Source organism: Neobacillus niacini (genome assembly GCF_046591715.1).
GTDB lineage: Bacteria > Bacillota > Bacilli > Bacillales > Cytobacillaceae > Neobacillus > Neobacillus niacini_L.
The window spans coordinates 305,742-318,861 of record NZ_JAWVNQ010000001.1; the positions used below are offsets into that span (position 1 = coordinate 305,742).

Below are 13,120 nucleotides of genomic sequence, written 5' to 3' on the forward strand. Positions count from 1 at the left end.
TGCAGAAGATGAAAGCAATCGTTTTTTTAGGTACGAATAAAACGGGATCGAGTTATGAAGGAATAAAAGCAGCGAAAAGACTAGGGTATGAGACAATCCTTTTAACAAATCGCACCATTTTTGCAGAGGAAAGGGAGGATTATAAAGAGATAGATGAGGTACGGCTTATCAATATGTCAGATACTGATGAAATAATCTTAATGATAACTGACCTAATAAACGAGGGGAAAAGTATCGACTGTTTTATTAGCTTTTTAGATGAGTATGTATATTTGGCTGCCTTGCTCACGAATATAATTTGTACTACACCGCTCACGTTTGAACCCTTGAAGATTATGAGCGATAAAATATTAACTAGGAGATTTTTAACAGGTAAGAACTATAATCCTTTCTTTAAGGTGCTAAGTTCACCCGGAGCCGTTGAACATGAGCTAAAGGAGTTAAAAAAACAATTTCCACTAATTATTAAAGCACCACAATCAAATGGTTCAAAGGATGTTTTTTTTGTTGAGGATATTTGGGAATGCAGGAGGAGAATAAAACAGCTTTTTAGAAAAAATTCTGAGTTTCCTATATTAGTAGAGGAATATCTTGAGGGACCACAATATTTGGTTGAAGTTATGGTGTATCATTCCAAGATATCAATTGTGGCAATTGTTGAACAAGAAGTAACAAAAGGCGAACGGTTTATTATTACAGGTTATTCAATCAGTCCTAAGTTGATATTGGAACAACTTCCTGATTTAAATGAGACTGTCTATTCTATTATAGAGGATTTTCAAATTAGAAATGGTACTTGCCATTTAGAAATGAAATTAACCAATAAAGGCTGGAAACTGATTGAAATTAATCCGAGAATGGCAGGGGGAGCTATGAATCGGATGATTGAGGAAGCATTTGGTGTTAATCTTGCTGAACAGACAATAAAGCTGTATGCAGGTAAAGAGCCAGATTTAACAAAAAAACGTGAAAAGGCTATCTATGCCCATTATTTAATCGTTAACACTGTTGGGAAATTACTTAAAGTCACAGGGAGTGATTCTGCTATACAACAAGATGGTGTAATTGAGGTTTTCACAAAAGCTGAAACAGGTCAAATTGTCACACCACCACGCTCAATGGGACAACGTTATGGGTATGTATTAGCTGGTGCTGATTCTACAAGTGAGGCAAGGAAATGCGCCATAAATGGTGCGCAGCAAATTCAATTTTACTTGCAGCTTATATAAATATTTGAAAGGAGGTTTGATTATGGGGGAACATAAAAGGAACACATGCGTTTGTCACGACCTGCAACAACTGTTGGCAGAACAAAAAAAACTATCCTTTGAAGATTTTCGCTTTGTGAACGGAGATTTTGGATATGATACGATTCCATTTATACTTTCAACGAAGGAATGTCAATTTGAGGCTTGGGGTTGGACAAATAATGGAGATTTTTTTATAACAAATGTTTTTAAACTAGAAGCAATTGATGAAGAAAGATGTTGTGCTACATTATCTCTTCTTGAACCAGTCGATATCGATGGTTGTCCAGTAAGTATATGCGAGGATGTTTTTTCATTAAGAACAACATCGAATTGTATTATTGTAGACCTCTCCTGCTTTACTTCATTACAGCCGTTGTCACCTAAATTAGTAAATCGATTACTTCCGATTATAGAACCAAAATGTTAGTAAGCCCATAAGAATGGGCTTATTCTTTTTTTTGAAAAGCAGTTTATTTCTATATGTGTCTATCGCACATTTTTGGCGAGATGAATAGGATATATGGAATGAAAAAAGGAGGTAATGTAAATGTCTGGTTCACATGGCGGGTATGGCGGAGGCTTCGCCCTTCTAGTTGTATTGTTCATTTTGTTAATTATTATCGGGGCTTCTTGGTGCTGAGTATACTATTAAATTAATGAGGGGGTAAAAATATGCATTATGGATATGGTTATGGCGGCTTTGGCTACGGACGCTGTGGATATGGCGGAGGCTTCGCACTAATCGTAGTTTTATTCATCCTATTGATCATCGTAGGAGCAGCATGTTTTAGATAAAAAGAAAAGCGGAAGCCCTCTTGATTAATCAAGAGGGCTTTTTGCAGCAAGTTTTTTCCAATCCTTAAATTCGTCAATTTCAGTTGATAATTTATTAAGCGCAAAGGTAATAACCGCTGCATCGTCAAGGATTCCCAAGCCGATCAAAAAATCTGGAACCACATCTACCGGAGAAACAAAATATAGGATTGTCCCAATGACCGTTAAGATTGTTGCTGGAGAAACTTTGCGATATTCGCCTTTTGAATATGCTTGAACTAATTCAAAAAATAATTGGAGCTTTTCCCAGGCCTCTCCTAAGGTGCCTTTATTATTTTTTGCCTTTAAGATCGCCTTCTTGAGTAACCCTTCGGTCTTTTTAGGATTATCGAGGTAGCTATGAGCCCCTTTTTGTTGTTTTTTGATCTCGAAATCGAGTTTTGAGTCAATCATTTACATACACTTCCTTAAGTGGAATACATAAAGATAGTGTACCTCAGGAATACGCATTTCATTTATGCAGAAATATCATCATTCACTTCTGAAGTCTTGCCCCGGACAATTTCTTCAACCTCATAGCCTTCAAGTGTTTCTTTCTTTAATAAACGATCGACTAAAAGCTGATACTGATGTTGATGACTCTTAATCAGGTTTTCTGCTTTTTCTATCCCTTTGTCAAAGAGTTCTTGCATCTTTATTTCCTTATCCTGTTTGTTAAAGGTTAAAGTGAATCCTCCTTGAAGCATACCGGTATCTACCATTTGTTCAATTATTTTTTTAGCTTGCTGAACGTCTCCGCTGACACCAATGCTATGTTCGCCAAGGTGCATCCTTTCCGCAACGCCGCCGGCTAGAACCATTGCAATCCTGTCTAATAAGTCACTGGTTGTTGATAAATGCAGCTCTTTTGGTATTGGTGCCACATAACCAAGTGCTTCACCACGTGGGATAATCGTAGCTTTCCTGACAGACCCTGGCTTTGTTAATGAAGCAACAATGGCATGACCTGCTTCATGGATTGCCACACGACGCTTCGTTTCATAGTCCTGTAAAGAACGAGAAGTACTTCCTAATATGGTACGATCAAGAGCGTAATCAAGATCACCTTTTGTTAAGACATCCTGCCCATTTCGTACGGCACGTCTTGAGGCAGTCTCAAATAGTGATTGGAGTTCTGCTCCAGAAAAGCCGGACGTACTTTCAGCTAGTTCATCTAAAGACTCTAAGACTTCACCGCTAAGTGCTTTCCCCTTTGTATGGATATCAATAATTTCTCTTCTTCCCTTTGTATCAGGGAGTGGTACCTGGAAGGTGAAGTCTATTCTGCCAGGTCTTAAAAAAGCTTCATCGAGCATATCTTTTCTGTTTGTGGCAGCAATAAATAGAATTCCGTCATTTGAATGCCCGCCATCAAGCTGAACTAGCAGTTCGGTAAGAGTTTTTTCTGCTTCCTCTCCGCCGTGTGCTTTCCTTCTGCCGGCTAGTGCATCTACTTCATCAATAAAAATGACAGCAGGTCCTTGTTTTCTTGCGGTTTGGAATAATGAGCGGACCCTGCTGGCACCAACACCAACAAATAATTCATTAAAAGCAGAACCGCTGGCTGAGAAGAAAGCTGCATTTAATTCACGTGCAATAGCTTGAGCAAGTAATGTTTTTCCCGTACCTGGAGGTCCATATAAGAGGATACCTTTTGGGGGCTTAATCCCCATTTTAATGGCCCTTTCAGGTTCTTTTAGTGTTGAAAGTGTTTGAAGGATTTCTTCCTTCATTTCCTCCCCAATGCCGCCAACGTCTTCCAAACTAATGGCAGGAAGAGGGCGTGCTTGTGAAACACTATTCTTCATCGAGTTTGAAAGGCCAATACCGCCTTTGGTTTTTTGAAGCACCAGAGCTGCTGCTACAAGGGCAAGCAGTATACCTGCCATAATCCATTTACCAAAGCGGCTGCTATTTGAAAATGAATAATTTATATTGTATGTTTCAACCAGCTTCCCAACCATTTGGCTATTTGGAGGAATATGTGAAACGTATTTGTGGCCATCTGCTTCAAGATGTAGACTGCCATCTGAATGTTCAGTTAGTGTAACCGAGCTGCCATTTTGTTTCTGAATAATATTTTCTACTGAAGAAAACGGGATTTCTATTTTAGCAGTTGTTGTTTGTATTACCCAAGAAATCCCTGCAATTAATAGTAATGATGCTATTATGAGCGGAAGGATCTTTGAAACTAGTTTTTTACTTGTATTCATGTATAGTCATCTCCTCCATACAGAGTCTTATTCTATTATAAAAGGAAAATAACAAAAGGGGATGTGGGAATGGGTGGAAATGGATTTCCAGTTGAATTGTATTAAAGCATTGCAAATTTTACCCGTGACATATAAGATAAAGGGTACGAGAAAAATTTTTGATTGTTAAAAGAGAGGAATTTGAAATGGGTATCAATTTTAAAGAAGAAGTACTTTCGCGCAGGACCTTTGCGATTATTTCTCACCCGGATGCCGGGAAAACAACACTTACCGAAAAGTTATTATTGTTTGGCGGGGCTATACGCGATGCCGGAACAGTAAAAGCGAAAAAAACAGGAAAATTTGCGACAAGTGACTGGATGGAAATTGAAAAACAACGTGGAATTTCTGTAACATCCAGTGTAATGCAATTTGATTATAATGACTTCCGTGTCAATATTTTGGATACACCCGGACACCAGGATTTTAGTGAAGATACCTATCGTACCTTGATGGCTGTAGATAGTGCAGTAATGATTATTGACTCTGCAAAAGGGATTGAGGAGCAGACATTAAAGCTATTTAAAGTGTGCCGGATGCGCGGAATTCCTATCTTTACTTTTATTAATAAGCTGGATCGGCAGGGGAAAGCACCATTAGAGCTGCTTGCTGAATTAGAAGAGGTACTTGGAATTGAATCCTATCCAATGAACTGGCCAATTGGAATGGGAAAAGAATTTCTTGGAATTTATGATCGATATTATAATCGCATTGAACAATTCAGAGTGAATGAAGAAGATCGGTTCATTCCTTTAAATAATGAGGGAGAAATAGAAGGTGACCACCCATTAAAGGTTTCTGGGCTATATGACCAAACGCTCGAAGAAATTATGCTTTTAAACGAAGCTGGTAATGATTTTTCTGCTGAAAAAGTTGCCGATGGAAAGATTACTCCTGTTTTCTTTGGAAGTGCGTTAACCACATTTGGAGTCCAAACCTTTCTTGAGACATACCTGCAATTTGCTCCAGCACCGATGGCTCGAAATTCAACCTCAGGTGAAATTAATCCACTAGCTGAGCAATTTTCAGGTTTCGTCTTTAAAATTCAAGCAAATATGAATCCTGCTCATCGTGACCGAATTGCGTTTGTCCGAATTTGTTCGGGGAAATTCGAACGAGGTATGACCGTAAATATCCCGCGATTAGGTAAACAAATTAAGCTTTCTCAATCGACTTCCTTTATGGCTGAGGAAAGAAGCACTGTAGATGAGGCTGTCAGCGGAGACATTATCGGCCTTTATGATACAGGTACTTACCAAATTGGGGATACCATTACTTCGGGTAAAGAGAATTTCCAATTTGAAAGACTCCCGCAGTTTACTCCTGAGCTCTTTGTCAGGGTTTCTGCTAAAAATGTAATGAAACAAAAGTCATTCTATAAAGGTATTCAACAGCTTGTGCAGGAAGGTGCGATTCAGCTTTATAAAACAGTGAAAACTGATGATTACTTGTTAGGAGCTGTTGGGCAATTACAATTTGAAGTATTTGAACATCGAATGAGAAACGAATACAATGCTGAGGTACTAATGGAGCGAATGGGATCCAAAATTGGAAGATGGGTTGAGGGAGATGTCGTGGATGAAAATCTTTCAAGCTCTAGAAGTCTTCTTGTAAAGGATCGCTTCGATCACTATGTCTTTTTATTTGAAAATGATTTTGCACTTCGTTGGTTCCAAGAAAAAAATCCAAGTGTGAAGCTTTATAATCCAATGGATCAGCATGAGTAAAGAAATGACGGGTTTAATCCCGTCATTTTTTCGAGAAATGAAAACTGAAAATTCAGACTTATTTCTTGACTATATTTTCAAGAACGACATACAATTAGTACAAATATCATTAACATTTTTTGGGAGGAATCATAATGGAATATGGCTATTTTTTTACAGGATTTCCGGGTTTTATCTGCAACCAGTTAATTCGTGAAATTTTAAGAAGGAATCATTGCAAGGGAGTCATATATGTTCTTGTTCTTCAAGGGATGATGGATAAAGCAAGGAAGGAACGTCAAGCCATTGTCGAAGAACTTGGCCTGAAAGATGAGTCCTTTGTGCTGATCGAAGGTGACATCACACAGCCATCCCTAATGATTTCTAATGATATACTAGACTTTCTTAAAGGAAAGGTAACCCATGTTTTTCATCTTGCAGCGATTTATGATTTGGCAGTACCAAGGGATGTTGCCTATAAAATTAATGTGAATGGTACAGACAATGTGAATAACTGGGTAAGAGAATTGACTCAATTAAAACGGTATGTATATTTTAGTACAGCATATGTAGTGGGTACTCGTGAAGGAACGCTATACGAGACCGAGCTTATTCGGCCGGAAAGTTTTAAAAATCATTATGAGGAAACTAAATACGAGGCCGAAGTTTTGGTGGAAGAATTAAAAAAGGATATCCCCATTACCATTATCCGTCCTGGGATCGTCAAAGGTCATTCTAAAACAGGAGAAACAATCAAATTTGATGGACCATATTTTATGATGAATTTTTTAGAACGATTGAAATTTCTTCCTCTTCTGCCGAAATTGGGCAAGGGAGAAGCATTTGTAAATTTAGTCCCAATAGATTATATCATTCAGGCAACTGCTTATCTCGGTTTCTTAGAACAAGGGATTGGTAAGACCTATCATTTAACGGATCCTCGTCCCTATCGAGCTGTTGAAATTTATACTTTTATGATGGAGGAGTTAATAAGGAAAAAACCAATTGGTACTCTTCCTTTAACAGTTGCCAAATGGTTTCTGTCCATAAAGCCGATGAGAAAGTATCTCAAAGTTGAAAAAGAAGCACTCGATTATTTTACTTGGATGGGACACTTTGATTGCACACATGCAGTGAAGGATTTGAAGGATTCAGGAATCATATGTCCTGATTTTAAGGATGGTTTAAAGCCAATGACAGCCTTTTACCTTAAACAAAAGGACAATCCTAATTATCATATTCCCATTACATGATAAAGTATGGTGAAAATATTTCTTCTATTTCTCGTTTATTCAGTCCGTTACTGGTAAAACTAAATTGGAAGTAACTTACACCAGAAGCGAGATAGTGAAATGAAAAAAATGAGTAAATTAGAAGCGGTATTATGGAGTATTGCCTTTCCTGGATTCAGTCAGCTTTTAAGCGGCCAGTATATCAAGGGGATTTTGTTTGTGATTTTAGAATTTATTATTAATGTAAACAGTCATTTTAATAGTGCAATTATGTACAGTTTCCTAGGTGAAATAAAAAGTGCTGAATCGGTCGTAAACTACCAGTGGCTAATGTTTTATCCGTGTGTTTATATGTTTTCGATGTGGGATGGATATCGATATGCTATGCCTTCTGATGAAAAGCATTCCTATTTGCCATTTGTATTTTCTGCCTATTTTGTAACGGTTGGATTAATGATTTCACCAAAGGTTACCATTTTTAATGTTCATCCTGGTCCTGTTTTTTTACCAATGTTATTTGTCATACCTGGAGTACTCATTGGTTTTTTAATCAGATGGTTAATATTATTTCGGAAAAAGCTGCCAATCAAAGACTGATTTGCAGCTTTTTTGTTGATAATTTTTTTTATGCCCCCATAAAAGAGGGCTATGTAAACGTACCTCTTTAATGGATACGGGCGTTACATACCACCTGAGAGGAAGGCGAGAGCCTGCTTGAGAAAAACAGACCTATTCTAGTTCAAAAGATAATACTGAAGTAACTGTAATAGGTAAAGATAGCCTTTCTTGGGGGCTATTTTTTTCCCATTCGCCCCGCTGCATAAAATCCAAAATGACAGCACTATGTTATAATTGGGTTATTGTGAGGTGAGGCAATGCAATGCTAGGTTTATTGTTTTTAACTAAGAATAAAAAACGAACGTTAGAAGAGTCGGTTCTTTTAATTCAACAAGGGGACCACTTACTTTTAAATGAAATAATAGATTCTTATAAACCATTTATTGCGAAAAATGTTTCTGCAGTATGTAAACGATATATCTATGAAACCGATGATGAATTTAGTATTGGTTTAATTGCCTTTAGTGAGGCTATTGAAAAATATTCACCTGACAGAGGAAGTTCTCTGCTTAGTTTTGCTGAGGTCATAATCAAAAGAAGAGTAATTGATTTTATACGGACACAAACGAAAAATCAACATGTCAGTATTGACTTAACCTATTCTTCTCTTGAAGATGAGTCAGCAGGCATGGTTATTGTGAACGAGCTATCACTTGAAGATTATAAGAAAAAATCAGATGAAGAGTTAAGAAAAGACGAAATTATGCAATTTCAAACATTATTGTCCTCATTTGATTTAAGCTTTAACGATTTAGTTGAGAATTCACCTAAACATGCAGATGCTAGAATAAATGCCATTACAGTGGCGAAGCTCCTAGTTGACGATCAGGAATTGGTAAGCTTTTTAATCGATAAAAAGCGTCTTCCGATAAAACAGTTGGAAAAAAAGGTGAATGTTAGTAGAAAGACGATTGAGCGAAACAGAAAATATATTATTGCGATTGCGCTTATATTATCGAATGATTATGTCTATTTAAATGATTATTTAAGGGGGGTGCTTGAGACATGAAAAAAGGAATTGTAATGGAAGTTGACGATCCCTATATAACATTACTGACTCCAGACGGTGAGTTCTTACGTGCCCGTAAAATGGATCGACATTATTCTATTGGTGAAGAAATAGATTTTTTTCCTGTTGCTGACGTAAGGAGAAAATCAAATATACTTAAAAACTTTTTCACTTTTAGAACGGTTTTGATGTCTTTGATGGTACTAATTGTTGGTTTAGGTTCTCTTATTCCAGTCTATCAAAGTAATAAAACATATGCTTATATGTCCATCGATGGAAGCACGAGTATTGAAATGGGACTGAATAACAATATGGAGGTCGTCGAACTAAAGGGGTTTACTAAAGAAGCAGAAAAAATCATTTCTCAGCTTGAAGATTGGAAGAAGAAAGATGCTTCCGAACTAACACCCATTATTGTAGCAGAGCTAAAAGAGGGGGGGATTTTAGCCCAAACTGAGCCTGTTGTGATTTCTACTGTAAAAACGAATGAGCTTAAAGAGAAAGCAGAAACCAAACTACAGGAAAATATAGATAAAATAAAGAAATCAATAAATAAGCATCCAGTAGAAGTAAAAATGTATACTACAACAAAAGCAGAGTTAGAAAAAGCCCAAGATTCCGGGGTTCCAGTCGGAAGTTATCATAGAAGTAAAAATAACTCTGCAGAAAACAAACAAAAGAAAGAGAAAATAAAGCAGATTAAGAATACTCCAGATCAAGCATCTGAAAAGTCTGTATTGCCGCAAGGTCAGCAAAAGAAACAGGAAGAAAAAAGCAGTGAATCCACTTCTAATAATAACCAGCCGGAAATGAATAACAATAAAAAACCTGATGTTGCGGAAAAACAAAACAACGGAAAGCAGCCTGAACATAATAATCAACAAGTTGTACAGAAAGAGTCTGACAAAGTAAATAGAAAAGTAAAGCAGAAAGAGAATAACAATGTAAATCAACAGGATAAACGTAACCAACCAAAACAAGATAAACAGAAAACGAACAATCATAATAAATCAAAAAAACAAGAGAATAACGAAAAAAATAAGTCCGGCAAATAATGCCGGACTTTTTCCATTTTATTTAGTTAAAGTTATTGTTGTGAAGATTGACCCGCCATTTGCGCTTGAGCTTGTTTAACTAACCTTTTGGTAATTTCGCCGCCAACAGAACCATTTGCTCGGGAAACTGTATCAGAGCCTAAATTCACACCAAACTCTTGTGCAATTTCATATTTAACCTGATCAAGATATTGCTCAATTCCTGGAACTAATAATTTATTGCTGCTGTTAGCCATTGTATTCAACTCCTTAGGATCTTGTACAGAGAGTAATCTCTGTAATGGTATTATGATTCAATTTTGTATTTTAATAAGTGGTAATGTTTTGCGGAAATGGATACTTATTTAGTTTGGCGGTGTAAACAACTTAATCTGTTCCCTTGCTTACATCCTTATCTGGATGCATAAAGGGATATGCCTGTGGTTTCTTTTTACTCTCCAGCAATTCACGGTTTTCTGCTGTGTTCCAGCCAATGTCATTTGTTGGGTGAACCCACTGGTCACCAGCCATAATTTCAGGGTCCGTATTTTCAGTCCAATTTTCTAAAGGAGAGTTTGGTGAAGAATATAGGCTATCTCCAATTACAACGCTATGTTCATTAATAAATGGTGGCTGCATTTTAATACCAGTTCCCTCGAAACTTGGTGCGTTAATTTGATGTGGAATTGTTTCGTTCATCGTTGGATTATTTGGTTTTTTCTTTTTTTCATTAGTCATATTTCTCACTCCTATTTTTCTTTATTTTTCGCCGGAAGGACAAATTTATTTATGAAAAATAAGGAAGTGATTGAATCCCTGATTTTGATAAAAACTAAAGATGTAACATCAACGATGGGAGGAAGAATATATGGCTAAGCGTAAAGCAGAATATGATGCTGTTAATAAGTATTCAAAAACGCCTCATAAGAATGTTCAGGAAAGTGAATTTTCTGCAGAATTTACTGATGATGACAATGCCATCAGGTTTGCAAACCGCAATTCAAAGCTTGGAAAAAAAGGACGAAGTTAATGAAAAAAAAGAAAAGTACTGAAAACACACGTGAAGAATTTAGCATTGAATTCGGTGACGTAAATGGAGTAAAGCTATACGAAGTACTTCAGGCTAACCAGGGAAATAAAAAGTCCTCGAAAAAAAAATAAGCCGGCTCTTTGCCGGCTGTATTTATTCATTAAAATGAAAAGATTACTGTTCCTTTATTTGAAGGATCAAAATAAGCAATTAATTTGGAAGGCTCCTTTATTATTTTACCAGATGATAAGTAATCCGAAAGACTAAAGGAAAGTTCTTCAATCATTGTATGCTTATATAAGTCTTTCTCATCAAGTTCAAGTTCCACATAAGTTTGCCCCAAAAGTAACGGGTTATCTACAATTTGTTTATAAATTTCAGTTCTTGTCTGTTTATTAAAACTTTGTTCCCACCATGGCTTTCGCGGCTTGTACTTATGGTTTATAAAATAATCATATTTCATCAGGCCTTCAATAATGTTAAGGTTATTCACCTTCAGATATTGAAGGAATGAATACAATCTTCTAAATAAGTCCTCTAACTGATGCCCAATCCTTGACCAGCCTTGCTCGTCCCAATAGGTCCCAAACTCTTGGAAGAAATCAAAAGGTGATGGGAACACATTTGTAACTAAATATTCAATTGTGTGGTCCATTCGATGGTCATTCCAATACTTTTCTAACACATCCTCTACCTGTTTAATTCGAAGTATATCATCGAATGACAGGACATTATTCCCTAAAATTTCATATGGAGAGTGATCCATATAAATATATTCATGTTCTTCTCCACGTAGTCTTAGACCTGTTCCACGCAGCATTTTCAAAAAACCTAACTGCAGCTCTTCTGGCCGAAGTTCAAAAACATCATTAAACGTCTTCCGAAAGGATGCGTAATCTTCCTCAGGCAGTCCGGCGATTAAATCAAGATGCTGGTCAATTTTCCCGCCTTCCTTCACCATCGTTACTGTTCTAGTCAATTTTGCAAAATTTTGTTTCCGCATGACAAGTTCGTTTGTGTAATCATTAGTTGATTGAACACCTATTTCAAAGCGGAATAAGCCTTTGGGTGCTTCATGATTTAAAAATTCTATTACCTCTGGCCTCATGATGTCAGCAGTAATTTCAAACTGAAAAACAGTTCCAGGGAGATGTTCATCAATTAAAAATCGGAACATTTCCATCGCATAACTTCTGCTTATATTAAATGTACGGTCTACAAACTTAATAGTCTTAGCCCCATTAGCCATTAGATAACGAATATCTTCCTTAATTTTCTCTCTGTCAAAATAACGGACCCCTACTTCAATGGAAGAAAGACAGAATTGGCAGCTAAATGGGCATCCTCTACTTGTTTCAATATACGTGACCCGTTTACCTAAATCAGACTTATCTTCAGGAAATCGATAAGGAGATGGGAGTTCCTTAAGGTCGAGCTTATTCATTTGGGGAGTCACTTTTACTTTTCCGTTTTCACGATAAGCAATTCCATGTACATTTTTATAATTGCCCTCTCTGTCCAATTCAGAAAGCAGCTGCTTAAAAGAATGTTCCCCCTCCCCCATGACGATAAAGTCGACACTTGGAAGTTTCTCCATCCATTCAACAGTATCATAGGATACTTCCGGACCACCGAGAACAATTTGAATCGAAGAATCAATTTTCTTAATCATATTGATAACCTTAATGGTCTCTTCAATGTTCCAAATATAACAACTAAATCCGATTATAGTTGGTTTTTGCTGATAGAGGTCTGAAACAATGTTCATAACCGGATCCTTAATTGTATATTCCCTTAATTGGATGTTAAATTCCGGAGCAGCAAAAGCCTTTAAGCAGCGAATTGCTAAATTTGTATGTATATATTTAGCATTTAAAGTACAGCAAATAACGTTCATAATAAAACTCCTTCAATAAATTAAAAGCAATAGTATATTATATCCTATTTTTTTTAAAAATCATAACCGAATTATTAACCCTCTGTTATATTACAGAATGATTTCTGTTATATAAGTCATTTGTATAATAAAATCCATATAAATTAACGTTTTTTATATTATTTGGAAAGGTGTTATATGATTTTCTTGCTAATGTTTGATTTTTGTCACAGCCTAAAAAAATGTTTTACCCTACAATGAATTCGGGGAGTTTATATTTTTGTATTTTCAGAGTTTTTT

At 36.5% G+C, this 13,120-nt stretch carries 15 protein-coding genes; 10 read left to right on the forward strand and 5 right to left on the reverse strand.

Going from position 1 to position 13,120, the window contains the following annotated elements:
• Positions 1 to 8: 8 nt before the first annotated feature.
• The 4 genes from SFC47_RS01615 (at position 9) to SFC47_RS01630 (ending at position 2,045) form a co-directional block, all read left to right on the forward strand.
• Entirely contained in the window at positions 9 to 1,229 is a 1,221-nt protein-coding gene (locus SFC47_RS01615) for an ATP-grasp domain-containing protein (RefSeq protein ID WP_411252528.1), read from the forward strand.
• Between the two features lie 22 nt (positions 1,230 to 1,251).
• Positions 1,252 to 1,677 (forward strand): CotY/CotZ family spore coat protein, encoded by a 426-nt coding sequence (locus SFC47_RS01620; protein ID WP_411252529.1) that lies wholly within the window; start codon positions 1,252 to 1,254, stop codon positions 1,675 to 1,677.
• A gap of 120 nt (positions 1,678 to 1,797) precedes the next feature.
• Positions 1,798 to 1,890: a YjcZ family sporulation protein gene (locus tag SFC47_RS01625; RefSeq protein ID WP_179158406.1), complete on the forward strand. Its 93-nt coding sequence runs from the start codon at positions 1,798 to 1,800 to the stop codon at positions 1,888 to 1,890.
• Between the two features lie 32 nt (positions 1,891 to 1,922).
• Positions 1,923 to 2,045: a YjcZ family sporulation protein gene (locus SFC47_RS01630; RefSeq protein WP_411252530.1), complete on the forward strand. Its 123-nt coding sequence runs from the start codon at positions 1,923 to 1,925 to the stop codon at positions 2,043 to 2,045.
• 24 nt (positions 2,046 to 2,069) lie between these two features.
• Here the strand turns inward: SFC47_RS01630 and SFC47_RS01635 are convergent, their stop codons facing one another.
• Together SFC47_RS01635 and SFC47_RS01640 are read right to left on the reverse strand one after the other, a co-directional pair.
• Complete coding sequence (locus SFC47_RS01635; protein WP_411252531.1) at positions 2,070 to 2,477, reverse strand: YkvA family protein; 408 nt, start codon at positions 2,475 to 2,477, stop codon at positions 2,070 to 2,072.
• 62 nt (positions 2,478 to 2,539) lie between these two features.
• Entirely contained in the window at positions 2,540 to 4,276 is a 1,737-nt protein-coding gene (locus SFC47_RS01640; RefSeq protein ID WP_411252532.1) for an AAA family ATPase, read from the reverse strand.
• Between the two features lie 185 nt (positions 4,277 to 4,461).
• On the opposite strand from SFC47_RS01640, the gene SFC47_RS01645 reads away from it, so the two are divergent.
• From SFC47_RS01645 to SFC47_RS01665, 5 genes are all read left to right on the forward strand, one after another.
• Complete coding sequence (locus tag SFC47_RS01645) at positions 4,462 to 6,042, forward strand: peptide chain release factor 3 (protein ID WP_411252533.1); 1,581 nt, start codon at positions 4,462 to 4,464, stop codon at positions 6,040 to 6,042.
• Positions 6,043 to 6,176: 134 nt separating this feature from the next.
• On the forward strand, positions 6,177 to 7,274 hold the full coding sequence (locus SFC47_RS01650) for an SDR family oxidoreductase (protein WP_411252534.1): 1,098 nt from the start codon (positions 6,177 to 6,179) through the stop codon (positions 7,272 to 7,274).
• Positions 7,275 to 7,373: 99 nt separating this feature from the next.
• Positions 7,374 to 7,850 carry a hypothetical protein gene (locus SFC47_RS01655; RefSeq protein WP_411252535.1) on the forward strand — a complete coding sequence of 159 codons (477 nt, stop codon included), beginning with the start codon at positions 7,374 to 7,376 and terminating at the stop codon, positions 7,848 to 7,850.
• Between the two features lie 283 nt (positions 7,851 to 8,133).
• Positions 8,134 to 8,880: an RNA polymerase sigma factor SigI gene (sigI, locus tag SFC47_RS01660; protein WP_411252536.1), complete on the forward strand. Its 747-nt coding sequence runs from the start codon at positions 8,134 to 8,136 to the stop codon at positions 8,878 to 8,880.
• On the forward strand, positions 8,877 to 9,935 hold the full coding sequence (locus tag SFC47_RS01665) for an anti-sigma factor domain-containing protein (RefSeq protein WP_411252537.1): 1,059 nt from the start codon (positions 8,877 to 8,879) through the stop codon (positions 9,933 to 9,935). Before sigI ends, SFC47_RS01665 begins: the two co-directional genes overlap by 4 nt.
• Positions 9,936 to 9,967: 32 nt before the next feature.
• Here SFC47_RS01665 and SFC47_RS01670 read toward each other — a convergent pair whose 3' ends face one another.
• Positions 9,968 to 10,171: an alpha/beta-type small acid-soluble spore protein gene (locus SFC47_RS01670; protein ID WP_411252538.1), complete on the reverse strand. Its 204-nt coding sequence runs from the start codon at positions 10,169 to 10,171 to the stop codon at positions 9,968 to 9,970.
• 130 nt (positions 10,172 to 10,301) lie between these two features.
• Positions 10,302 to 10,652, reverse strand: a complete 351-nt coding sequence (locus tag SFC47_RS01675) for a DUF3905 domain-containing protein (RefSeq protein WP_411252539.1) — start codon at positions 10,650 to 10,652, stop codon at positions 10,302 to 10,304.
• A 130-nt stretch (positions 10,653 to 10,782) separates the two neighbouring features.
• Here SFC47_RS01675 and SFC47_RS01680 point away from each other — a divergent pair, with 130 nt between their 5' ends.
• On the forward strand, positions 10,783 to 10,944 hold the full coding sequence (locus SFC47_RS01680; RefSeq protein WP_221820518.1) for a hypothetical protein: 162 nt from the start codon (positions 10,783 to 10,785) through the stop codon (positions 10,942 to 10,944).
• Between the two features lie 160 nt (positions 10,945 to 11,104).
• Here the strand turns inward: SFC47_RS01680 and SFC47_RS01685 are convergent, their stop codons facing one another.
• A complete protein-coding gene (locus SFC47_RS01685; RefSeq protein WP_411252540.1) occupies positions 11,105 to 12,841 on the reverse strand; it encodes a B12-binding domain-containing radical SAM protein in 1,737 nt (578 codons plus the stop codon).
• Between the last annotated feature and the right edge of the window lie 279 nt (positions 12,842 to 13,120).